Annotated in this window: 19 protein-coding genes; 7 read left to right on the top strand and 12 right to left on the bottom strand. The window is 58.6% G+C overall.

What is annotated here, in order from left to right; all coding sequences use genetic code 11:
* Nucleotides 1–398: 398 nt before the first annotated feature.
* The 3 genes from BN874_RS20155 to BN874_RS20145 all read right to left on the bottom strand — a co-directional run bounded on the left by BN874_RS20155 (nt 399) and on the right by BN874_RS20145 (nt 3,169).
* On the bottom strand, nt 399–611 hold the full coding sequence (locus BN874_RS20155; RefSeq protein WP_034436413.1) for a hypothetical protein: 213 nt from the start codon (nt 609–611) through the stop codon (nt 399–401).
* A 327-nt stretch (nt 612–938) separates the two neighbouring features.
* Nucleotides 939–1,826, bottom strand: a complete 888-nt coding sequence (locus tag BN874_RS20150; RefSeq protein ID WP_034436410.1) for a carbohydrate ABC transporter permease — start codon at nt 1,824–1,826, stop codon at nt 939–941.
* Nucleotides 1,823–3,169, bottom strand: coding sequence for a sugar ABC transporter substrate-binding protein (locus BN874_RS20145; RefSeq protein WP_081756551.1), 1,347 nt, complete (start codon nt 3,167–3,169; stop codon nt 1,823–1,825). Before BN874_RS20145 ends, BN874_RS20150 begins: the two co-directional genes overlap by 4 nt.
* A gap of 236 nt (nt 3,170–3,405) precedes the next feature.
* On the opposite strand from BN874_RS20145, the gene BN874_RS20140 reads away from it, so the two are divergent.
* Entirely contained in the window at nt 3,406–3,738 is a 333-nt protein-coding gene (locus BN874_RS20140; RefSeq protein WP_034436407.1) for an FmdB family zinc ribbon protein, read from the top strand.
* Nucleotides 3,739–3,859: 121 nt separating this feature from the next.
* Here BN874_RS20140 and BN874_RS20135 read toward each other — a convergent pair whose 3' ends face one another.
* Nucleotides 3,860–7,309, bottom strand: a complete 3,450-nt coding sequence (locus tag BN874_RS20135) for a GH36-type glycosyl hydrolase domain-containing protein (RefSeq protein WP_034436406.1) — start codon at nt 7,307–7,309, stop codon at nt 3,860–3,862.
* Between the two features lie 46 nt (nt 7,310–7,355).
* Nucleotides 7,356–10,658: a discoidin domain-containing protein gene (locus tag BN874_RS20130; protein WP_051498128.1), complete on the bottom strand. Its 3,303-nt coding sequence runs from the start codon at nt 10,656–10,658 to the stop codon at nt 7,356–7,358.
* Nucleotides 10,659–10,817: 159 nt separating this feature from the next.
* On the opposite strand from BN874_RS20130, the gene BN874_RS20125 reads away from it, so the two are divergent.
* The 4 genes from BN874_RS20125 to BN874_RS20110 all read left to right on the top strand — a co-directional run bounded on the left by BN874_RS20125 (nt 10,818) and on the right by BN874_RS20110 (nt 13,079).
* Nucleotides 10,818–11,045, top strand: coding sequence for a hypothetical protein (locus BN874_RS20125; protein ID WP_034436403.1), 228 nt, complete (start codon nt 10,818–10,820; stop codon nt 11,043–11,045).
* Between the two features lie 251 nt (nt 11,046–11,296).
* Nucleotides 11,297–11,551: a hypothetical protein gene (locus BN874_RS20120; protein WP_034436401.1), complete on the top strand. Its 255-nt coding sequence runs from the start codon at nt 11,297–11,299 to the stop codon at nt 11,549–11,551.
* 238 nt (nt 11,552–11,789) lie between these two features.
* On the top strand, nt 11,790–11,960 hold the full coding sequence (locus BN874_RS24800; protein ID WP_154725044.1) for a hypothetical protein: 171 nt from the start codon (nt 11,790–11,792) through the stop codon (nt 11,958–11,960).
* A 237-nt stretch (nt 11,961–12,197) separates the two neighbouring features.
* Complete coding sequence (locus BN874_RS20110) at nt 12,198–13,079, top strand: DUF2189 domain-containing protein (protein ID WP_034436395.1); 882 nt, start codon at nt 12,198–12,200, stop codon at nt 13,077–13,079.
* On the opposite strand, the gene BN874_RS20105 is transcribed toward BN874_RS20110, so the two are convergent.
* From BN874_RS20105 to BN874_RS20085, 5 genes are all read right to left on the bottom strand, one after another.
* Nucleotides 13,033–13,971 (bottom strand): MerR family transcriptional regulator, encoded by a 939-nt coding sequence (locus BN874_RS20105; protein WP_195912242.1) that lies wholly within the window; start codon nt 13,969–13,971, stop codon nt 13,033–13,035. The two genes, BN874_RS20110 and BN874_RS20105, sit on opposite strands and share 47 nt — an antisense overlap.
* Before the next feature lie 182 nt (nt 13,972–14,153).
* Nucleotides 14,154–15,587, bottom strand: a complete 1,434-nt coding sequence (locus BN874_RS20100; RefSeq protein ID WP_034436393.1) for a glutamate-cysteine ligase family protein — start codon at nt 15,585–15,587, stop codon at nt 14,154–14,156.
* 32 nt (nt 15,588–15,619) lie between these two features.
* Entirely contained in the window at nt 15,620–16,813 is a 1,194-nt protein-coding gene (locus BN874_RS20095; RefSeq protein WP_034436391.1) for a class I SAM-dependent methyltransferase, read from the bottom strand.
* A 208-nt stretch (nt 16,814–17,021) separates the two neighbouring features.
* The gene (locus BN874_RS23005; protein WP_051498126.1) at nt 17,022–19,559 is read right to left on the bottom strand and encodes an EAL domain-containing protein; all 2,538 of its coding nucleotides are present in this window, start codon (nt 19,557–19,559) and stop codon (nt 17,022–17,024) included.
* Nucleotides 19,560–19,740: 181 nt separating this feature from the next.
* Nucleotides 19,741–21,852 carry an HDOD domain-containing protein gene (locus BN874_RS20085; protein WP_034436388.1) on the bottom strand — a complete coding sequence of 704 codons (2,112 nt, stop codon included), beginning with the start codon at nt 21,850–21,852 and terminating at the stop codon, nt 19,741–19,743.
* 223 nt (nt 21,853–22,075) lie between these two features.
* On the opposite strand from BN874_RS20085, the gene BN874_RS20080 reads away from it, so the two are divergent.
* The gene (locus BN874_RS20080; protein WP_051498125.1) at nt 22,076–22,810 is read left to right on the top strand and encodes an N-acetylmuramoyl-L-alanine amidase family protein; all 735 of its coding nucleotides are present in this window, start codon (nt 22,076–22,078) and stop codon (nt 22,808–22,810) included.
* Between the two features lie 404 nt (nt 22,811–23,214).
* Here BN874_RS20080 and BN874_RS24795 read toward each other — a convergent pair whose 3' ends face one another.
* The gene (locus tag BN874_RS24795; protein WP_154725042.1) at nt 23,215–23,379 is read right to left on the bottom strand and encodes a hypothetical protein; all 165 of its coding nucleotides are present in this window, start codon (nt 23,377–23,379) and stop codon (nt 23,215–23,217) included.
* A complete protein-coding gene (locus BN874_RS20075) occupies nt 23,376–23,708 on the bottom strand; it encodes a hypothetical protein (RefSeq protein WP_034436385.1) in 333 nt (110 codons plus the stop codon). The genes BN874_RS24795 and BN874_RS20075 overlap by 4 nt, the downstream gene beginning before the upstream one ends.
* Nucleotides 23,709–23,846: 138 nt before the next feature.
* Between BN874_RS20075 and BN874_RS24790 the strand changes: the two genes are divergently transcribed.
* A complete protein-coding gene (locus BN874_RS24790; RefSeq protein ID WP_154725041.1) occupies nt 23,847–24,239 on the top strand; it encodes a hypothetical protein in 393 nt (130 codons plus the stop codon).
* Nucleotides 24,240–24,250: the final 11 nt, after the last annotated feature.

Genomic DNA, 24,250 nt, shown 5'->3' with positions numbered 1-24,250 from the left:
AGCTAACTCAGCTAAATTTATGCTGCGTGTACTCAGTAAAGCAATGAGCATTCCAACTAAAAAATCTATTCTCGCTTTATTCCAGTTAAATGTTTGATTGATCAGTGCCGATAGCTCGTTGATCTGATTCATGATGTTCATCTCCTTGGTGAGAAAGACAATATTTTACCACAATTTCAATAAGTTATCTTTTTTGTCATGTACAAAGCCCTAAATGTTATGATTATAAAAAAATGAGCGAAAGGGGCGACTGATATACCGTTCTTTAAATTGATCCGTTAAATCAAAATAAGTCTCCTCGGGTTGACTCGGAGAGAGGGAGTTTTTAAATCGCTGTACTTTAAATTCAAATCGCCCATGAAGCGCTTTAATCACTATCGGCGCTTTACCATTACAAATCAGATCTTTTTTTTATCTTGAATCAAAGCTGCTTGGGCGGCTTCCAGTAAATCCGCTTCAATATCAGGTAATGCGTTTCGCTTAAAGTTCTCAACTGCACCTTCAATATCATGGAAACTTCGGCTTTTCCAATCGAGCGGGTATCTCTTTAGGGATCGACGATCAATAATATGACCCTGATCATCTCGAAGCGTGAGTTCGATGGTAGGCATCAACATTCTCCAAGAGGAGGAAAAAAGTTTCTCTTATCAGTATATGCTAATTTACTATCACGGGAAAATTTACAGGACCTTTTTTACCGTAAGATGAAAGTTATAAAAAGTTGATGCTTTTATTTGAAAATTAACATAAAAGAACATCGCGCATATTGTTCGTACACTATGGGCTTATCCGTTGTATCAAGAATGAATTGGAAAACCTACTGAAAAGCCGGCGCAAGGATTTGCGGGCAGGGCAAGTACAAGGATGGGGTCGAATGTACTCGTCAAAACGCTGAAATACCGGTGTGATCGGTTGTGCCATGACTCCCGATAACCGGTTTATCTCTCTCCCCGCTGCAACTTCAATTGCAACCCGGTCACCGCCAGAATCAGCGCGAACAGCACAAACGCCGCCGCTGAGGCATAACCGATGTTCCACCAGCGGAAGCCTTCCTCGTACATCAGCAGCACCACGCTGAGAGTGCGGTTAGCCGGGCCACCTTGCGTCATCACATACGGCTCGGCAAACACTTGGAAATAACCAATCAATGTCATCAGCGCTACAAATAGAAAGGTGGGTCGCAATAAGGGCAGAGTGATATGGCAGAATTGCCGCCAGGCGCTGGCTCCATCGATCCGCGCCGCCTCGTATAACGAGATGGGGATATTTTGCAGACCAGCGATAAAGATGATCATATTGAAACCGAAGTTCTTCCACACCACCATCAGAATAATCGCTGGCATCGCCCAATCGGGATCGCCCAGCCAGCCAATCGGATCAACGCCGAACAGACTCAAGCCGTAATTCAGCAATCCATAATGGGGATGATAGAGATAGCGCCATACCACCGCGACCGCGACCAGCGTCGTGACTACGGGCAGAAAGAACACCGTGCGAAAGAAGCCGGGAAAGCGGGTCAGGCGGCTATTCACCAGCAGCGCCGCGCTGAGTGAAACCGCTACCGATAATGGCCCGCCCACCGCCACAAAATAAAATGTGTTGCCGAGCGCAGTCCAGAACAGAGGGCTTTGTAGCAATTGCCCATAGTTCTGAAGGCCAACAAAGCGGAGCCGATTCAAATCGCCCAGCGCATAAATATCGAAGTCGGTGAAACTCAGCAGCAGCGCCGCCAATACCGGCAGGAAGAAGAACACTGCAATCAGCAACAATGCCGGGGCGAGAAAGGCGTAGGCGCTCAATGTGATATGGCGTTCATAGCCAGTCATGGCGTCAAGCTCCGACTCAATAGCCAACGCCGTTTCTCCAGAATCCGATCCACATCCCGATCCAGCGCCGCCAGGGCTTCGTCCATGCTTTTTTGTTTGCGGATCGTCAGTTCCGCGTAGTAGGCGATCTTGTTGGCGATGCGTTCCCATTCCGGGATCGGCGGCGTAGCCTGGACGTGCTGCAATTGGTGCCAGAAGGCTTGCGCATAACGATTATCGGCCAGCGCCGGATCAGCCCAAGCGGATTGCCGGGCTGGCAAGTCGCCAGTCAGCGAGTAAAACCGTGCCTGCTGTTCCGGTTCGGTGAGAAATTGCAGCAGCTTCCACGCTGCGTCCTGACGCGGTGAGCTGCGACTGAGCGCCAGGCTGGCGCCGCCAGCGAGCGAGAGGCCCGGATCAGCGCCAAAACCCGGCAGCGGCGCAGTATTCCAGTGCGGCTGCACCGCTGCCGGCAACCGTCGCCTGAACTCGCCGATGTTCCACGGCCCGCTGACATAGAGAGCGAACGTACCACTGGCGAATTCCTGATAGAGATTCGCCATTTGGGTATTGCTCACCGGCGGCGCCAACCCCTGCTCGAACAGGCTGAGGTAGAAGGTAAACGCCTCACGAAAGCGTGGATTCTGGAAATCGCCATATTGATCGCGATCCCGCAGCAGCGGCGCGCCGTGTTGCAGGGCGAGAATGACCAGCAGTTGCCACTCGTTGACCGGCAGCAGAATGGCGTAGCGCATTGAACCCCCGGCTACCTTGAGTACGGTCATCGCTTTCCGCCAGTCCTCCCAGGTCTCCGGCGGCTGGGCAAAGCCGGTAGCGGACAGCAGATCGGTACGGTAGAACAACAGTCGGGTATCCACATACCAGGGCAGCGCATAAGTCTGACCGTCCAGTCGGTTGGTGACGAGGATGCCGGGGAAAAAATCGGCCAGCACCGCAGCAGGATCGTCGCGCAACCGCTGATCCAGCGGCTCGATAGCGCGTAAAGCTACGAATTCAGGAATCCAGGTATTACCCAGTTGAAACAGGTCTGGCATGGCGTCGCCAGCGTAAGCAGTCAGCAGCTTTTCGTGCGCGGCGCTCCAGGGAATCTGTTGTACTCGCACCCGGATCTCGGGATGCCGGCGCTCAAATTCCGGCAACAACACCTGCACCTGTTCACCCTCCTGCCCCATCGCCCAGAATTCCACGGTAACGACAGCACCGGGGTCGGAATGGCAGCCGGTCAGCGCACCCAACATCAGCGCCAACCGGATCAATCGGCTACCGATACTCTTTAACCTTCCGCTGAAGATGCAATGCACATCAGGTATCCCGTTTTCTTCACGACGTTCGCCTTTAGTCATTTTCGCGCCCGCAGGAATCCGGTAAGCCACTGAGAAAATTGGATACCCGCTTTCGCGGGCATGACGAATTCGAGGGTTTAGCGAAAGTCCTGTCCCTACATGAATCCAGCGGCGCCATCGCCCGCGCCAGCCGAGAATTTTGCGCCTCTTGAAAAGAGCCGTGGCGTCCATAAATCAAGTGGTTGAATACAGGCTTAACCCGTATCCTAACGCTCTTTTTTCATCGAGGTAACGCCATGCCCATTTATGAATATCAGTGCAACGCCTGCAACCACCCACTGGAAATCATCCAGAAACTTAGCGATCCCGAACTCATCGACTGTCCAGCGTGCGGCCAACCGGAATTAAAAAAGTTGATGTCGGCGGTGGGCTTCCGGCTCAAGGGCAGTGGCTGGTACGAAACCGATTTCAAGAGCGGCGATAAGAAAAAGAACATCGCCAAGGATGATGGACCTGCCGCCAGCGCCAGCGCCAGCGATGCCAAGTCCAGCACCGCTCCAGCAGCGGCGACGGCGACAACGACAACGACAACGACAACGACAACGACAACGACGGCGACAGCCGAATGAGGGCGGAATAAGCCGGCATTTCCTTCGCCAAGGCGTGTTCCTAACCTCTGCCCCTCAGTTGAAAACTGTGAGGTTTTCCGTCTGGGTCAAGGTGAATCTTGACCCACGGTTAATCCACGGATCACCCAAAATCAGAACGCCCCGCCAGCATTACTATTACTCGATGCGTATTACCATCCCGGAGTAGAGGAATACAGGCCATCCCATCCTCGACGGCACCGCTCACACCATCTACTTCCACAGCTACCACCCGTTCCGCATGACCTTCAGGATTGCGGACCTCGATGTCGTAGACCGCGTCGCCATCCGGTAACCGGTAATGCAGATGGAACCCCGGCCAGTCGTCGGGAATGCAGGGTCGCAACAGCAAGGTGTGACCCTCGACCAGTTCCAGGCCAAGAATGGACTCCAGCGCCACCCGCAGCATCCAGCCCGCTGCACCGGTGTAGCCACTCCAGCCGCCGCGCCCGATATGTGGAGCCACGCCATAAACATCGGCGGCGACCATGAACGGTTCCAACTGATAGATCGCCACTGCTTCCGGGGTCAGAGTGCGGCTGATCGGACTGAGCATCTCCAGCAATCGCGCCGCTCGCTCGCGCCGCCCCAGTTCCGCCAGCGCCCGCACCACCCACAGCGCCGCATGGGTGTACTGGCCGCCGTTCTCGCGCACCCCGGCCACATAGCCCTTGATGTAGCCAGGATCGTGCGGGGTATTCTCGAACGGCGGGGCCAGCAGCCGGATCAATCCGTCCTGCTCGGCAATTAAATGACGCTCGACTGCATCCAGCGCCGATTCGGCCCGAGACCATGGCGCGGCTTTGGAGATTACCGCCCACGCTTGCGCCAGTGCATCGATTTGGCATTCATCGCTGCGGGCCGAACCCAGTACCGCGCCGTGGTCGTACCAGGCGCGGCGGTACCACTCGCCATCCCAGCCGTCCCGATTCAATGCCTCGACCAGATGGCGGTGGAAGGTGGCATAGCGCCGCGCCCGGTTGGGATCGCCGTGCTGGCCGCACACCGGGATGAATTCGCCAAGGATTGCATACAGGAAAAAGCCTAGCCACACACTCTCGCCGCGCCCCTCTCGACCGACCCGGTTCATCCCATCGTTCCAGTCGCCGCTGCCCATCAGTGGCAACCCATGCACACCCTGAGTCAGCGAGCGATCCAGCGCCCGGCAACAGTGTTCGTACAGGCTGGCGACTTCGCCGGAATCCTCCGGGGTGAGAAAAGCCTCGTCCTCACCCGGTTCCAGTGGCCGCGCCCGCAGGAAGCGCACCGGCTCGCTGAATAGACTCCAGTCGCCGGTGGCGCGGGCATAAAGCGTCGCCACATGCGGCAACCACAGCAGATCGTCGCTGAAACGGGTGCGGATACCGCAATGAGTCGGCGGATGCCACCAGTGCAACACATCGCCCTCCTGGAACTGATGGGCGGCGTGCAACAGAATTTGTTGGCGGGTTCGTTCCGGGTCGTGGTGAAGCAGAGCGGCGGCGTCCTGCAACTGATCGCGGAAACCGAACGCGCCTCCCGACTGGTAGAACGCCGAGCGGCCCCACAACCGGCAACTCAGGGTTTGATACGCCAGCCAGCCGTTGACCATCACATCGAGCGCCGGCTTCGGCGTCTGAATTTGCACCCCGCCCAGCTCGTTGCGCCAAAATTCCCGAACCTCCGCCAGCGCTGCTGCAACCGCGTTGTCTTCACGGTAATGATCGATTAAACGACGGGCCTCTTCCAGGTTCTCCGCTTCACCAATGAGAAAGGCGTATTCCGCCGTAGCGCCCGGTTCCAATTGCAAAATAAGTTGCAACGCGAAGCAGGGATCGAGTCCCGCGCCCAAGCGTCCGTTCAGTACCGGATCGCGGCTCAGCGCCGCTGGATGGGCCAGACTACCGTGGAGACCAATAAAAGTGGCGCGGTCACCGCTGACATGGAGCGAACTACGGTCAAAGGGCGCGGCAGCGGCGAAAGCCATGCGGCCCGCAAATTCGCGGTTATGGTTCTCCGTCAGTAGCGCGCCGGTCGCCAAATCCTGCTCAATCACCAATGCCGCCGCGTTATCCGCCGGCAACACGCCCAACACCAGCCGGGCATAGGCGAATAACGACAATAGGCGCGGTTGATCGCTGAGATTACGCAACTGAATCCGGGCGATTTTGACCGGGTCCGCGTGTGGCACGAATAGCCACACCTGTTGTTCCAGATCCTGGCTGATATGGCGATAGTGGCTATAGCCGAAGCCGTGGCGGACCTCGTAAGGTACCGACTGCGGAATCGGGCCGGGTTGCAGCGACCAGAATGCGCCGCTGGCCTCATCGCGCAGATACAGCGCCTCGCCGGGCGGATCGAGAATCGGGTCGTTGCTCCACGGCGTCAGCCGGTTCTCACGGCTGTTCTGGCTCCAGGTGTAACCGGCCCCGGTCTCGCTGGCGAGAAAACCAAAGCAGGGATTGGCCACCACGTTGACCCAGGGCCGCGGTGGAAAACGCAATCGCCCGCCGGTATCGGGCTGGAGACGGATCACATACTCGGTGCCATCGGCGTTGAAGCCGCCGTAACCGTTCCAGAATTGCAGGAGTTCGTCCAGTACTGGTCCGCTGGCTAAGTCCGTTCTCCCCTCACCCCGACCCTCTCCCGCCAGGGGAGAAGGAGGATTGATCGAGCTTCCCTCTCCTGCCATGGGAAAGAGGTCAGGAGTGAGGGGATCAAAGCGCCCAGAACCCGCTTCCGCCGCCTGGAATGCCGCCTCGACCGCTGCGGGTTTGGCGAAACGCGCCACCAGCACCAACGCCGCTTCCCGGTCGGGAGCCGCGCCGAGTAAAAAGGTCAATTGCGCCACGCCGTCCGCTGCCAGTTCCACCGTCTGCCGCAAGCTGATAATAGGATCCAGCACGTTGCCGACGGTGCCGGATAGCGGCGCTGCATCGGTCAACGCTTTCGGCGCGGCCAGTGAGCAGCCCCGTCCAATGAAGCGGGCGCGGTCGGTTTCGTAATACAGCGACTCGATTGCCGGATCGCCCATCAGCGTATGAACCAGCCAGCCCGTTGATTCGTCCGGTACACGCGGTCGCCGCCGCGCCAGCAGCGTCCCGGAGGCGGCGTCAAATTCAGTCTGGATGAACAACTTGGAAAACGCTGGGTGGGCGGCGTCTGCGGCTTGAGTGTTCAACACGACTTCGGCGTAACTGGTCAATTCGATCCGTCGGGGGCGATCACTGCGATTACGCAGCGTGACCCGGCGCAATTCCACGTCGGCGGTGGCGGGAACGACGATCTCAAACTCAGCCGCAATGTCCTCATGTTCACAACACAGTTCAGCGCGGCCAGCGCCGAAGCGGTAGCTACGTTGTGCCACCGCTGTTCCTGCTGGCTGCTGGCCCAACGACCAGAACTTGCCACTTTCTACATCGCGCAGATACAAAAAGAAGCCGTCGCTATCCTCGGTCGGGTCGGCCTCCCAGCGGGTCAGCGCCAGCTCGCCCCACGCTGAATAGCCCGTCCCGGCAGGACTGAGGCACAGGCTGTAACAGCCATTACTGAGCGAGTGAAGATCGGTGGACATAACGGGTTCTCCATGGGGCCATGCATCATGGTTAAGTCTAGCTTCACTATTCAGGAACAGCGGCGTAGTGCATCTCCACTTCCGCCGGGAACTGGTCGAGGGTTGCGGCGGTGGCGGTGAAGGTCATCACTGGCCGGCCATTGACTGTTACCGCTTGCAGTGGGCGATCCAGCGGCGAATGCAGGATGATCCGCCCCGGCGGCACGGTTACATCGCCGGACAATCGCACCCACAGCGTGTCCGGGCCGCTCATCGCCATCCGGTAATTCAGCGTGCCGTGCCACGTCGGCAGCCGCCGAACCGTAACCCCCTCCGCGCTCTCCGCCCACGCCGCAGGAATACCCGCGCCGATGACCAGCGCCTGATCAGCTTCGCGCTCGTACACAAACAGGCTGCGCACTGCACGGATGAAGTCGGAACCCACCCAGGTATGTGGCATATCACCAATGAGACGCGGGGTTTTAGGGTCGCGCCAGACCACTTCCGCCCAATGGTTCCAGGCCGCCGGGCGCTGGCCTTCAAAGAGAAATTTCATGTATTTCAACGCCCGGTCGCGAAAGCCCAGCCGAATCATCGTGCCGACCACCCGCCACTCGTAGGGCGTGTAGGCCATCCAGCGGGCATCGGCGCTGCGCTGGCGGAAGAAATCATCGTAGCGCTCGAAAGTACGGTTCAGCGCCGGTTGCGGCAGCCAGCCCAGTTCACCGCCCGGGTCCACGGCAACCGTGGTTGAGGTAGCGTCGAGATCGCCTAACTCGACCGATCCGGGAATAAAATCAAGCCAGTGCAGCCGCATGGTTTCGTTAATCGAAGCATATAAATCCTTGCGGAAGGCGTCGCGCAACGCGGCAAACCGTTCGGCTTGAACCTCCTCGCCCAGAATCACCGCCATCGCCGCCGCGTCCTTCAAGCCTCGGAGTACGAAGAAATTATCCCAATAGGAGTGGCGTGGCTTACTGGCGTAGCCCTCATGGCTGATCGATTCCGGCACCAGTCCGAAATAGGCCCGATTCGTCAAATAGAGGGTCGTTAACCGCTGCTGGCGCAGGAAGTCCATATAACCCACTGCTTTGACTACGAAAGGCCACATTTGGCGCAAAAAGCCGACATCGCGGGTGTAGCGGTAATACTCCATGATTGCGTAGATGAATTCCCCATGGCTGTCATGTTCGGCGACTGGATCCGCACCCCGCGAGTCTATGCAGCAGGGAATGCTACCGTCCGCTGCCTGATAACCGGCATACCATTGCAGAAATTGCCGAACCTCTTCGGTGTAACCCATACTCAGCAGAGCCGCAGAGGTAAGGGCGCCATCGCGAATCCAGGAGTGGGCATAGGTGCGTGAACCCGGCTGAATAGCGGGGCCATCCCGATTGATCAGGATATAGGCCAGATTGCTTTTGATACTCCAGACCAGCCGCTGAGCGGCCGCCGGCAGCTCCAGTTCAACCCGGTCCAGCCGCGCTTCCCAATCCTGGCGGGTCTGTTCCAGCAGCCGGTTCACCTGGGCAGCGGCCTCGGCGTCGGTGGGGGCAATTTCACCTCCGGCTTTTCTTCCCAGCGGCGAGGGGAGTTTAACGCCCTCATCCCCGACTCCTCTGCCGTTGGCGGACGAGAGCAGTGGATTAGTGACGTGGAACGGAATGCGCAGAAAGACTTCCCGCGCCTCACCCGGTTTCAAATCCCAGCCATATTCCAAGGCGCCAGAAGCGTAGCCAAAGTCATCACTGACCTCGGTGCGTTCAGGCAACTCGCCCGCCGCCAGCGTGCCGGTGATTCCGCCTTGATCGAAAGTGGCGGCGCGGAAGCGGTCGGGTGCCGTCAGTACCGTGATCGCCTTACTGCGGCGATTGACCCAAATCGTGCGGTCGGCATATTGCAGATCGTGGATCGGAGCCACGCCGCCGCTCATGTTTAGCGACTGCCAAGGTGGATTGACCTGGAATGGTCGCACTGCCAGATACAGAGTGACATGGCGGGGGTCGGTACTCAGGTTTTCCAGCCGGTAACGAGCATACAGTGCGGATTCGCCTGGGTTGCCGGTCGCAAACGCGGTAATGGAAAGCCAGTAGGATTCATGCTCCCAGCGCACGGTGGGAATCGGCAGGTAGCCTTGGGCCAAATCCTGTCGGGCGTCCACGTCCGCCCATGTGATCAAGCGGCCGTCGGCGAACAGGAATGGCTCGATAGTAAACCCGCCCTTGTCTACTTCCAGCGCGCCATCTTCATTGATCAACGCTTCCTTGCTGTCACCGCTGACCCCGATCACGGTCCAGTAGCACTGCTCGCCCTGAAAATAGCGCGGATAAAGTCCGCGTGGCGCGTCGCCGGCAACCGCCTCGAAGAAGCGGTTGGGGGAACTGGAGAATTGGTAGGACTGCACCCGCAGTTGGCCGATACCGTAGCCGCGCCCCCGGCTGCTGCGTTGCAGATTCAGCCGCAGATAGCGCGATTCCGCATCGGCCAGATAGAGATAATCGCGCTGACCGTTGCCGTCCCGCACCGTGTAGGCGGGTTGCCAATGGGTGCCGTCATTGGACAGTTGCACCTGATAGTCCACCGCGTAGTCATCCGGATCCCAATCAATCACCAGGCCGCCGTATTCGCGTGGGGCCAGAAAGTCCAGCAATAGCCATTGGTCTTCGGCCAGCGCGCCGCTATGCCAACTCGTGGCAGGGTCCGGGTCAATCGCAGCTTCGGGTGGGTGGTTATCGCTGGATGTGGAGGTGCTGATTACCGGATTTTGGGTGTAGCTCTGCGCTGGCTCACGTTCCTCAACGCTCAGATCATCGATCCAGATCGAGCCTTTACCCTTCCCCCCCGCCACTAGGGCAAACTCAATCGCCACCACATCTTCCAACGGGCCACCTGGCCCCCACGCCAGGCTGAGATGCCGCTTCTTGACCGTGATAGGCTGCCAGTCGCCTGGAAAGCTGTAGTTGCGCTGCTTGAACCACCAGACATTGTGGCGCGGGTCCGCCAGCTTGAACTCGGTGCCGCCGGGCGGAGCGTCGCCATGGATGAAGTAATGGAAAGCAAAGTTGTCGGGCAACCGCTGGGGAAACGCCTTGCGGGCGATGACCCAGCCGTTTCCGGTCTGAAACTCGAAATCCAGCCGCATCGCCCGCCCTCCGGTGCGTCCGGTATCTTGGGCAATTTCCAAGCGGGCACCCGGCGAAGTGGCGGCGCTCCAGCCGCTCAAACTCTCGAAATCATCGAGCAGAAGCAGCTTGCGCGGTATCGGATTCTCAGCGACGGGCATTTCGGGGGCGGAGGCAATAGTCGGGAGCGACGACATCAGCAGGAACACCGTGAGTAAGGCCGTGAGCAAAACGTGCAGCGATGACATGGGTTAGTCCTTGCGGAGGGGGATTCGACCGGCTTACTGCCAATGGTTCTTGAACCAGCAGCGAACGTCCTGATTTCAAATACCCGCTGACTGCCTCACTGACTATTATTCTATATCCTATCAATCCGAAACTTATCAGAACGAGACAGGAGAATAGAGATGCGCTTGGTAATGCTACTTTTGGTCTTGGCAGTGATCGGTATCACCTTGGTTCAGATGCTCAACCACAAGCCGCCCGTCCCGGCAATCCAGCAGGGAGCGTTCAGCAACCCGGCATTGCCAACGGTTCCCACCCGCCCCCAGGACGTAAAAGCGTTTGAGCGGGATATGAACCGTTTTATCCAGGACACCGCCAAACAGCGGACGGATCAGGAAAATGCGCAGTGAGGCCACCCAGATAGTTGGTGTGCCGTCGCGCCCGACCAAGAAAGATGTGGGAGGCGCAGTCGGGCCGATCCGCCAAACAGGCTGGCCGAAGGCATCTTGGTATGTTGTAAAATCAATGTACAATTTATCTTGACATTCTCTCGCATAAAGTCTAAATATCCTATACATTACCTGTACGATACAAGGCAGTGCCTCGGTAGTGCTTTGTAAGACAAAAATCCTCTCACGGGATGTTACGAGGGCAGTTACGAGTGAATGATGAACAACTGAAGACGGGGTTTGTGATGCCGATGCCCGAAGATTGGAAAATCCTGCGGATGTGGCAAAAAGCGGCGATTGTTGCTGGACTGCTGATCACGGCGCCGTTATTTGTGTGGTTCTTGCTCGGATTACTGGGTCTTGTTCCTTCTATGGTGCAGGTATTCGGACCAGATGGGGTGAGAACTCCTGCCTCTATTGTAGTCGCTGGCCTGCTCATTGCCGCATTGGGGTTCTGGGATGACTGAACACGACCCGCGCCCGGCTGTCGGGAGGGTCTTGGGGTAAATGCAATCTCGAGGAGACGAACTATGATCAAAACTTCTGATATTTTCATATTACTCGCCGTAATCGTTTCGTTTTTCGTATCGGGATACTTGTGGTTCAACGGCTACCGGGAACAGGGGCTGTTCACCGCGATCTGGGTGCCCTCGATACTGTGTTTCGGGATTTATTTCAAGCTTATGACGCGAGGGGGCAGTCATCATGAATGATGGGTTGCTGTTCATCATCGCAATAGGGGTCTTCTCACTCATGGTGATAGGATTAGGACTAACGATATACGAGTTTCGTCAGCACATCATTGAAGATCCGCTCAAGAAAAATCAGACTTTTCATGGCGAAAAGGTCGAGCAGAGATTCAAGGCCACCGACTAGGAGAGTCCAGAACGCAAGCACACCTCCTGTCCCGCTCATCGCAATAGAAACAATTTTATTCGAGTTGTGAACTGACAATGAGTATTTCGCCCATTGTCAGTTCATAGATTGGAAGCCCCCGCTCTACGTTTCCGCAACTTGTACAGGCTCCGGGAAAGTTGACTCATCGCGGCGATGCTACGCACAGCGGTCGTCCGGGTTACACTAGGCGCTGGTTTTCCAACCGGCGGTGGGACTATGCATGGTTTCGGGCCGCGGGCGCTGACCCCGCACGATGGCAAGAATTGGCTGATGCAGGCATGGCAACTGATGTGGCGGCGACCATGGCTATTTGTTGTTGTTGCTCTGTTCGCGCCGGCGGGTAGCGCCTTGCTGCTGACCTTGCCGGTTTGGGAGTGGTGGTTGCCGCCGGCCAGTGGCTGGACTGCTCTGCTCGCCACCGTGTTTTGCTACGGGTTGCCACTGAGCCTGACCGTGACCCTGGCCTGCGGTTTGGCCCGCGCTGCCAACCGCAAACGCTTTCCAGCCTCACGTCAACTATTCAACGGGACAGCGATCAAGGCACTGGTCCGAACCAGCCTGTTTCTATTTTTGCTGCTGCTGCAAGGCTATCTGGCGGCGTATCTGCTGCGCGACCAACTGCTACCCGCCGATATTGCCGCAGTGGCTGAGGGTTTACCGCCGCCACCGCCAATTAACTTTGGCGTAGCGAGTACCGTGCTGGCGACGCAACTCAGCGTACTGGGCGGGATCTTGCTGGTGCTGCAAGTGTTGCTGGCCGGGTTCGTGATCCCGCTGCAACTGTTCCGTGAATTACCGCTGTCGATATGCTGGCGGCGCAGCGCGCTGGCGATGCAGCTTAATTTCTGGCTATTCCCGGCATTGGGTTTGACCGGGCTGGCGCTACTGGCGCTGCCGTTTTTCGACCTGTTCTCCATTCCCGCCCAAGTGTTGGCATTACCACTACCTGTTTATCTGGGGGCGCTGTTGTACGTGGCCTGGAACGATGTGTTTCAAGGTGGTATCGAGGAAGAGGATATCGTAGAGCTTCAGGATCAGTGGCGAACCAGCGTCAGCGGCGAGCCAGCGTCGCGTCAATTCCCCGCAGCGCCAGATTGAGATCGTCGCCCAGTGGAATCGCTCCAGCGGCGGTAATCGCATCGAAGCAATGATCGGTGATCCGACCACCAATGAACACCGGCATCGCCACCATCCGGCATAATGAGGGCAGTTCCTGCTCGATCACCGGCGCGGCGATGTCCGCTGATCCAGACAGGACGATAGCCTGGATAGCGACCCGCTCGACTACCGGCGGCAATTCCAGCAGCGGTGTATTCGGCCCCAGCAGCACCACCTGATAATCCCGATCCAGCGCCGCCAGCGCGAACAGCAGCAGACCGACTTCGTGCTGTTCACCCGGCAAACCGGCGGCCAGCAGTTTTGGCCCCGCTCGGTTGCGACTCAGATGATGGAAACGTGCCCCCAGCTTGTTACGCAGGAACACGCTGAAAAAATGCTCCTCGGCAATGCTGCCCGAACCCTGCATCCACCGCTCGCCCAGCTCCCGCAGCAGCGGCATGATCAACCGATGGGTGACAATATCCACTGGATACAACGAAAGTACCTCGTGGTAAACCTCGCCCAATTCCCCATCGTCGAAGGCGGCAACGGCTCGCAACAGTCGATCCTGATAGTTCAGCCAAAGGTCGAAGGGAGTGGTTGGCTCCGGCACCGGTCCGGGCCGTGTTTTGTCGGTCTCCAGCACCTGCCGGACTTGGCCGATGGACATGCCGTTATCCAGCAGCGCGACCACCTGGTGAATGAGATCGACATGGGCCATGGTGTACAGGCGATGGCCTTTGGGGGTGCGGATGGGCTTAACCAACTCGTAGCGGCGTTCCCAGGCCCGCAAGGTGACTGAGTTGACGCCGGTCAGGCTGGAAACGGTGCGGATAGGAACCAGGCCATCGTCGGGCAAACCGTGGTTGCTGTTGTTCGCCTTCAATGTCAAATGACCTCCCGCGCCTCGCGGTGCGGTCAACAATAGAGTGTTGGTTTTTAGTTATACAATAAATCTACAAATTATTGGCTATCGCCCACTTCCCCCTTAATATCTATACTATAATTATACAAAAAGCAAGCTGAATGCCCATAACCCTTTTCAATACGCTGAGATAGAACCAAAGTCCCGTCCTACTCCCATTCATGTACCGGCCAACCGCTGCGTTGTTGTTCCATATACGCCAGTGTTAGCGCCGCCAAGTCATGGCCGTGGCTGGCGAGAAAGCGTTGTTGCCAATTGGCGCCAGTGCGACCGCTCTCCGTCCGTGCCGCAATAATATCCAGATACTCCGTCACATCGGCTGCGTCCAGTTCCAAATCGCGCAGCCCGCGTCGAGCCAGCGGCAACAATTCCTCCAGCAGCAGTTGCCGCAGTGGCAAGCGCCGGTCCTTCAACCAGACCACTTCGGCCTGTAACCCGTCGCGGGCCGCCGCGTAGAAATTCGCCCGGACCTGGGCGAAATCCAGCGCGGCGCTGGCCGGTGGCATGACCCGCGCCAGCGCATGAACCAAGCCGTAGTACAGCGCTGCATTGGCAATGGTATCGGCGATGCTGGGGCCAGCGGGCATCACCCGATGCTCAATGCGCAAGTGCGGCGTCCCGTCGGCCTCGAATCCCAGCAGCGGCCGGTTCCAGCGCCAGATGGTGCCGTTGTGCAGGCGCAGGTGCGGCAGCCGATCCGCCGGTTCCGCGCTCAAGTCCACCGGCAACAGCGGCGGATAGCGCATCCGATTTTCAGCAAACAGTTCCAGCAGCGATTCCCGGACATAACCGCTGCCGAACGTCACTCGCTGGTAGCCCGGATCGTCGCCATGCGCCCGGTTTATCAGCGCCACGCCCTGCTCAAACAGCGGGATGCGGGTTTCCTGCCAGAGTAGCTTGCCGAACAGCAGCGGTGAATTGGCTGCGACCGCCACCATCGGCGCGGAGACCAGCAGCGCAGCGTTGAAAAAGGCTGCCGCTGCGGCAGGCGACACTTGCAGATGGGTTTGGAACGAAGTGGTGGCCGCTTCCAGCATCACATCACGGTGGCTTAGACGCAGGCTTTCGACGCCATGGATCGCCAGTTCCATCGGTCGGCCATGCCGCCGCAACAGAATCTGCTCATTGATGGCTCGATACCGGTTCTGATCCGACATCCGATCCATAGTCAAATCCCGGTCGCGCAAGGTGGGCAGAATCCCGATCAGCACTACCGTCGCGTCCAGTTCAGCCGCGATCCGCTGGCAGCGTTGCCACAGGCTGTCGAGATTGGAGTGCATCTGCCGCAATGCCGCGCCGTGCAATGGCAGCGGTGGGGTATTGAGTTCAATGTTGAATACGCTCAGTTCCGGCACCACCAGCGGATCAGCCAGCCGTTGCAGAAAAACTTTGTTGAGCGGCGCGGGCTGGCCGCAGCGATCCACCAGCCACGCCTCGATCTCGAAGCCGCTGACGCCGCCAACCGGCGTGAACTGGCTGGTGCGGAATCGCTCGGAGAGGGTTGCCGTCTCCTGACGCAATCGCGCCCGGAACTGGCGGAAATCCTGACGGGTAAACCGGGATTGGGAAATTTCCTGACCCATGGCGGCGTCTCCGGATCGTTGACTTGTGCAAACTAGAGCCGGCCCCGCTCATCGCGGACGGCGAAACCGCACAGCGGCAGATCCAGATTGCGGGTCAGCGCCATGGCGTGAAACCGGTCGCCCATTTCGCCGGGCAGGGTCAGCAACTTAACCTGGCGCACCTGTTCCAGATAACGGGCGCTATCAGCGGAGTCCATTTCGGCCAGCAAGTCCATTAAACCGCAGCCAAACAGAAAATAGTTCTGGCTGGCGTATCCGGCGATCTCCAGTCCGGCAGCGAGTGCGGCATCGGCGACGGCGGTAAAATCTACGCTGGCAGTGATGTCCTGCAAACCGGGCAAGATTAGCGGATCGGCGTGGACTCGGTGGCGATAGTGGCACAGCAACGTGCCGTCGGTGCGTTCGGGATGGTAGTACTCGCGACGCGAGTAGCCATAGTCCACCAACAGCAACGCACCCGCCACCAGCGGTTCAGCGATAGCGCGCAACCAAGCCTTCAGTTGTGGGAGATATTCAGAGGTATAGCCTTCCGGCAAACGCCCGCCCAGTTCCGCCTCGATCTGCCCGACTGCTGCCGTGACCTCCGGGTCTTCCGCGCCCTCGGCCCAGTTCAAACCGGCTTCGGTCCACACTACATTCAGGCGGCGCGGCCCAGCGGAGGTGATACGGAAGCGTTCAACCGGCAGCGCATCCAGCACTTCGTTGCCGAGAATCACCCCACGCAGGTCCGTTTCCGGCAGCGCATCCAGCCAGATCACCCGTTCCAATAGATCGGGCACCCGTTCGGCCAGAGTGTGGCGCTGGCGGTCGCGCAACTCGCCGCTGAGTTCCAGAATGACGTAGCGCTCCGGCAAAGCACCTAGCGCGCTCAATTCCTGGAGCAGATCCGCCGCCATGATCCCGGTGCCGGCGCCGAGTTCAAGGAGGGTTCCGCCGCCCAGATGATCCAGAATCTCCCGGCACTGGCGAGCCAGGCAACGGGAGAACAGCGGCGACAATTCCGGCGCAGTGACGAAATCGCCGCCGGGGCCGAATTTGCGGGCGCCCGCACGGTAGTAGCCTAAACCGGGCGCATACAGGGCTAAGTCCATGAAGCGGGCAAAGGAAATCGCCCCGCCAGCAGCCATTATTTCGGCGCGGATGTGGTCAAGCAACCGAGCGCTGTGTACGGTGGCAACCGGGTCGGGAGCAGGCAGGATTTTGAGCAAATCGGCGGCAGTGGGCATAAATGGCATGAGCCTGGTGAGGTGAGCTTGGCGAGGGAAGACGGGTCGGGTCGGATTTTCCGTTCACCCTTCGGCCGTTGAGCCGGTCGAAGAGTCAGGGCGAATAGAAATCTCTTCAGTGAAGGGTAGCGCGGTTTAGCACCCCGTTTTCATCAGTACCGCTACGACAGTGTCTCCACCGCCGGTTTAGGATTGCTCTCTATACCGCTCAGTGAAGCGCCAGATCAGTCAGTGGGCGTGGTTTGCCGATGCCATAGCCCTGGGCGTAGTTCACGCCAATGGTGCGCAATTTGGTCAGTATCTGATCGTCCTTCACGAATTCGGCAATGGTTTCCATGCCCATCACATGACCAATTTCATTGATGGAATTCACCATCGCCAGGGAAACCGGATCGTTGACGATATCCTCCACAAACATCCCGTCAATCTTGAGAAAATCCACCGGTAGTTTCTTGAGATAAGCAAAAGACGACAGGCCGCTGCCAAAATCGTCGAGCGCGAAACGGCAACCGATATTTTTGAGGGTCTGGATAAAATGCAGCGCACTGCCCAGATTGGCGATAGCGGCGGTTTCGGTGACTTCGAAGCACAGTTTTTCAGCGAGCAACGGCGGGCGAGCCAGCCGGTCCACCAGATAATCCAGCAGGTATTCGTCGCCCAGCGAATGGCCCGATAGATTGATGGCGCACAGCGCCAGATGGTCCAAGTGATGAGGATTGCTGGATAGCCAATCCAGCGCGGTGCTAACTACCCACTGATCCAGTTTCGCGGCCAGATGGTAGCGTTCGGCGGCAGGCAGGAACGCGCTGGGCATCAATATCTGACCGGATTCGCCCTCCATGCGCAGCAGCAGTTCGTAGTGATGCCCCTTTGATGCACCCAGAATGGGCACGATGGGCTGGAATGCCAACTGGAAGCGGTTTTCTTCCAACGCCTGGTTGATGCGCGCCACCCACTGCATCTCGCCCTGGCGCCGTGCCAGTTCGGCATCGTCCTCGGTATACAGATGCACCCGATTGCGCCCGGCATCCTTGGCGGCGTAGCAGGCGCTATCGGCGGCACTTAGCACCCCACTAAAAAAGTTGTCGCTGGCGGCGCTAATCGCCACCACCCCGATACTTACTCCCAACCGGAAGGTCTTGCCGTCCCAGGCAAAGCGAAAATCGTTGACCGCCTGGCACAGGGTATTGGCGACCCGCAGGGCATCATGCAGCGGGCAATACTCCATCAGCACCCCGAACTCGTCTCCACCCAGTCGCGCCAGAATATCCTGCTTACGCACCCGAATCTGGAGTACCCGGGCGAGCTGGCGCAGCAGGTCATCACCCGCCAGATGCCCGCAGGTGTCGTTAATCACCTTGAACTGGTCCAGATCCAGATAGAACAGCGCATGTTCGGCGGACTGATCGCGGACGCTCTCCAAGGCGCGCTGTAAGCGCTGCTCAAACGCACGCCGGTTAGCCAGACCGGTGAGCGCATCGTGGCTGGCCTGATGGGTCAGTTGTTCGGCCAGCAATTGCGCCTCGGTATTGTCCAGCCACGATCCGACCAGTTCCACCGGCTGCCCCCCCGCATCGCAAACCAGGCGCACCGTATCGCGGATCCAGCGCCACCCCCCATAGCGGTGACGGAGCCGATACGCCCGGTTCATTTGATGGCTTGCTGCCATGCAATCCAGATCGTGTTCACGGTGCGACCGATCCTCCGGATGGATCAAACGATCCAGCAGGTATTCATCCGCCAATAGTTCATCCGCACGGTAGCCCAGCAACTCATACACGTTTGAACTGATAAACGTCACCGGCATACCCGGGCCAGGATCGCACGAGTAAATGACCGCAGGGCTGGCACTGACCACATGCTCCAACCGCATGCTGGCGCGCCGCAGGGCTTCCTCGGCCTGCCAACGTGCGCTGACATCCCGCGCCGCAATGTAACTACCGATGAAGCGTGACGGATCGCCCTCATCCCGAATGGCGAGGGCGGTCACTTCCACAATGAGCGGGGAATCTGGCTCCCGATACGGACTGGCGGCATTGCGCAGCAGGCGCAGTTCTACAAACTGGGGTTTTTCTGATCCTGTTTCGGCGAGATGGCGCAACAGGTGCGTGGCTTTTTCCTGATCCACTGCGTCTACCAGTGCGGTGAGCGGTTGCCCGGTGAGGGCGTCAATCTCGAAGCCAAGCAGCCCCGGAACTCGCTGATTGAGGTAGGTGAAATGGCCGGCAGCGTCCAGGACAAAAATAAGATCGGGGGAATAATTAACAATGAACCGATGCAGACGCTCGGAGGCTTCCAGATGGTTACACATCAGCCGCCGGGATCGCTTTTGCTGCAAGCTGCGACGGGCCTTGGTCACGCAGTCCAGCAATTCCTCGGGGCCAAAGGGCTTGCGCAGGTAATCCACCGCACCCTTGCCCAGGGCGGTGGTGGCTTCCGTCACCGAGGTGGTGCCGCTGATGATGATCGCGGCCAGATCCAGGCAGCGCTCGGCGACGAAATCCAGCACGGCCGCTCCCCCTACCCCCGGCATCCCCAAATCCAGCACCAACAGGTCATAGCGGTGTTCGGTCAGTTGTTTTATGGCCTCGCTACCGCCGCCGGCTATGGCAACCAGGTACCCTTGAGCGGTGAGGAGTTGTTCCAGACCAGCTCGGATATAGGGTTCGTCATCTACCACCAGCACCGAGAATGGAGGTGCGGGTTCTTCTACTTCACCGCTGCATTCGTTGATCTGGTCTTTCACGGTGAAACCCCCTGGTTAGTTCCCACCAGCCTAAATTGGGCTGGCAAAGGTATCGGATCAGCCACTATGGAAATGCTTGATTCAGCAAGAAGGACTTAACGCTCGAAATTTTTATAACGGCTGCGCAACAATTGTTATCTCGTTACAGCCGGGGTGAGCGCGAAAGCCCTTATCCAATATTTCAACCCGATCCGGGCCGTGGCAGCAGTACCTGAAAAATCAGGCCACCCCCGGAGTTGGAACGGCAACTCACCGAGCCATCGAGTTCCTCGGTCAGGTTCCTGACAATCGCCAGACCCAGGCCGGCATGTTCACCGCCCTTGGCGCTGGTCGTCGGTTGAAACAGGCGGGCGCGCTGCTCGTCAGGCAGTCCCGGCCCATTGTCGGCAACCACCAGTTCGACATACGAGCGCCCGTGCCAGTTGATATTGTCGCGGGTGGCAAGCGTGATCGCCCCGCTGCTGCTTTGTCCCAAGGCTTCGGCGGCATTGCGCACCAGGTTAAGTACGATCTGGCGGATAGCGTCACCGCCTTTAGCGAGTGGCGGAATCCCGTCCGCCAGTTCCAGAACCAGCCGAATCCCACGCGGTCGGCACAGGGCATCGTCCAGTACTCGAGCCAGATCGCGAACGGTAGCGTTCAGATCCACCGGGCCGGTGGCCTCACGGTCGCCGCCTTGGTCGGAGAGGCGCAGCAGGATCCGGCCGACCCGTTCTGTTTCCTCTCGCAGCACCCGCAGGTCATCCTGGACTGAGGGTTCTCCCAACTTGACGGTAAGCAGGTGCAGGTAATTACGCAGAATCGTCAGTGGATTCGCCGCCTCGTGCAACACCGCACGCAAGCGCTGTTGTTCCAGCAGGCGACGATCTTCATGCGCCCGGTTCCGGCGTCGTTCGCGCTGGCGCAGCGTGTCGAGATGACCGGCGACTTCGGCGGCAAACAGGTGGAGCAATCGGTTCTGAGCGAGCAGGCGCGGCAGTTGCGCCTGCGATACGCCAGCCACCAGCCCTCCCAGAAACTCGGTGGCGGTATGCAGCGGCAGGCACAACACCCCATCGGTTCCCCAAAGCCGGGCCAGTTGGCGATCCACGATGCCTGCGCCGGTACTCTCTTCGGCCAGGGAATGGCTGATGCGCTGATCGCGCAACGCACGGGTGACGACATTCTCGGCTCCCGCCGGATCAATTACGAACTCGCGCAGTACGCCGGGATCGTGGCTGTGCAGCATTCCGGTCTGAGGCTCGGGCAGAAAGAAATGCACCTCGCCCAGATCGAACAAAATCGTCGCGCAGCGGGCGACTGATTCCAGTAGCGCCGTCTCGTCATCGGCCTGACCCATCTCGGCCTGCACCCCGTTCACTAATGTCAATTCCTGGACGCTCCGATCCAGACGGGTTCGAGTAGGCGAGAGTGGTGTAGCCAGTTCGTCGCTGACTACCATTACCGACTTGGCGATGCCGAGACTCGTAGCCAGCAACACCATCTCGCGCGCCGACTCGGCACGGAGTTGTCGCAGCAGCGCGGGCGTCAGGCCGAACAGGCTATCGGCACCAATGCAGGCGGCATCGTCCAGTTCGCCGTCCTGGCTCAGGGTATTGGCGACATGAAGCAGGCGCAGTAGCGGATGGGCACCGCGCAACTCTTCGGCGGCTTGATGGTGAAAACGGATGGCGTCGGCCAGAAACGAACGCAGCCGCCAACTCTCCACCAAAGTTGCGCCCAACTCGCAATGATCCGCACCGAATAGCTGTCGTTCCAGCGTGGGGATGTCGTCGCGTGAGCGGGTGCGAACCCGCACCTCCTGCAAAGCGGTGGGATGTCGTACTCCGATGACCAGCTTGCCCAGATCGTGCAACAGCCCGCACAGGTAGGCTTCATCCGGTGCAGGATAGGCGGTGGTTTGGGCGAGTCGCTGGGCGAGATGGGCGCAGCCCAGAGCATGACGCCAGAAGCGATCCATGTCAGCCGCTGGGATGCCGCGCAGCTTGGAGAAAGTCTGATGAATGGCGGTGGTTAACGCGATGGTCTTGGCCGTTTCCAGACCCAGCACCGTAAGGGTGCGCTCCAGACTGGATACTCGTGGCGCCCGACTGTGGTAGGCCGCTGAATTCGCTACAGTCAACATCCGTGCGCTGATAATAGCGTCGCGGCCGATAATGTGGGCCAGAGTCTGGACATCCACGTTCTCGTCATCGAAAGCCGCCAGCAGTTCGCCGACCACGGCGGGCAGGGCCGGCAGGGCCAGCAGATCGGTGCTGTCAAAGGGTTGGGGGGAGACGGATGCTTCCGGCATGGATCGCGCTATCCCGGTGAAAAGATTGTCTCGTTACGAAGCACAACCGCTGAAACGGTGTGTTTGGATTGCCATTATAGTAGTCGTTAATTGTCTTCTGAACAGGGTGCAACCGGGCTATGCTGCAAAATGCACGGTCAATAGTGCCTACAGAATGCGACTTTTTTCTTGCACATATTCGCTCTCACTGGCACGAAGGCCGGAGCTTCTCGCGGAAATCCTGATGAAACCCTCGCTGACATCGTATTTCCTGGCGCAGTGGGGTCTGTTGCTGGCACTGTCAGCGATGACCCCGGCCTGGGCCGATACGCCAATGATCGCGCTTGATGTAGGCCATTCCTGGCAGAAGCCGGGCGCGATCAGCGCCAGGGGAATGCAGGAATTTGCGTTCAATCGTGCTTTGACGGAAGTCATCGCCAAGACGCTGAGAGAACGGGGCTTCAGGGTCAAAATCAACGGTCTCGACGGTACGCTGGATGATCTGTACAGCCGTCCCCGCTTGGCGGACAGCGCAGATTTTCTTCTGTCCATTCACCATGATTCCGTTCAGCCTCAGTACCTGGAGTCATGGACAGTGGATGGAAAAACCCGCCGCTACTCGGACCGCTTTTCAGGATTTTCGCTGTTCGTGTCGCGGCGGAATCCACGTTTTGCGCAGAGTCTTGTCTGCGCCTCCGCTTTGGGCGCAGCCCTGCGCGCTGCCGGCTTTACACCCTCAACTCACCATGCTGAAACGATTCCCGGCGAAAATCGCCCCTTCGCCGACCGGGAAAACGGGGCGCATGAATTTGACGATCTGGTGGTATTGCGCGCTGCCACCCCACCGGCGGTTCTATTTGAAGCCGGGATCATCGTGAACCGGGCTGATGAACTGAGGCTGCAACAACCGGCTACACAAGGGCGCATTGCTGGTGCCTTGGCTGAAGGTCTGCACCGCTGTATCGCCGTCCGTCCTTGAACCGGTTGATCCGGCTCGTCAGCGCCGGGCATACGTCAGCCTTGTGCGACGCGGTTTGCTGTTGTCGGAAGCTAGTGTTCTGTCGTCGCTGCTCTGATGGATAGCTCCCCTCAACTTCCTGCTTTTTGAGGAGCTGATCCCGTTGCGTAAACCATGGTCTTTTATTCCATAGCTCACTTCTTGCTTCAACGAGGTTGCCCAAGGGTACGGCTTGGTTTTCGCCACTCAAATTCCCCACGGGTGGGGAACTTTACGCTGATGAGGCGACCGCATGTTCCCCCAGGTCTCACGCCCTCTCTGCAAGCGTTACTTTCCGCCCAACTGGCGGTAGGTTCCTGAGAACGGCCAAGATTCTTAAATGAAAGCCCATGAAAGTCAATAAAGTTTTCAGTAGCTGTCAACCCTCAAAATCTGACTGACAGCGCACTAGGGCTGGTGGGCGCCGCCGCACTCGCGCTGACCAGTCGTGGCGTCATAGCGCGAGTGACAGCGCCCTGCTGCTGGCGGTCGTCGTCAATTTGCTGGTCGCGCTCATGCTCTGTGGCGTGATCCGCCGCCGGAGCCATCATCTTCGATTCCCCGCCAATACCGGCAGTCTGCGACCGTGGGCGTCGAAATCCTCGAATGCGGAGACGTCCTGATGTCCATCGACCTTCAAAACCCCAGCCCAAGCGCTTCTTCTCTGGCTGTTCAAATCAGTGAGGCCGAGCGCCAACGCCAGAACCGGCGGCGGTTCGTCCGGGTTCGTGGCGCGGCGCTGGGCCGGACCCTCCACCAGCGGATAACGGATCCTGCGGGGTTGATCTGGACAGGCGGCATGGAATTTCTCATCGGAGAACTCACTCCGCGCCCAACCCTCCAGTCGCGGGGCGCGGATCGTTCGCTGGAATCGGAGCATCCTTTCTTCGAGACCACGCTGAATTTGATTAAGCTGGTTAGTTGGAGGCAAACTTTATATACAGCGCTGCTTGGTGCGGGGACACCGCCTCACGAACCCTCTATTCCATCGAGGTAGCACACCCAAAAGGCCACCAACATGCAAACGCTATTTAACCCATCCTCGTACCGGCTGATGTGGGTCGCGGGTAGCGCAATTATTTTGTCCAGCGCCGCCAGTATCCCGGCCATCCTCGCATGGAAGACGGTCCCCAGTGGTAGCAATAGCGTCGCACCGACCTCATCAGCGGAGCCCTCATCCAGAGTCGTCACGAAAGCGTATACGACGACTCTGGCGCCGCCCATTAGCCATCCGCTTGAAGAAAACCTAGAAATGATGGCCCTCCTCGATTTGCATCGATACGCCCGCAACAGGGTATTGACCCAGGGCTATAAAATCACGGTCCGCTTTGAAGATGGGCCGAGCCGCGTGGTGCAAAAAGCCAGCAGTTCCCGGTCTCTTGAAAAGCTCAATTTAATCAATGTATTATAGAAGGTGTTTGT

The organism is Candidatus Contendobacter odensis Run_B_J11, from assembly GCF_000531125.1.
In the GTDB taxonomy this organism is placed as follows: Bacteria; Pseudomonadota; Gammaproteobacteria; order Competibacterales; family Competibacteraceae; genus Contendibacter; species Contendibacter odensensis.
The sequence above is the reverse complement of the archived record's forward strand: the minus strand, read 5'-3'. Positions and strand labels throughout refer to the sequence as shown.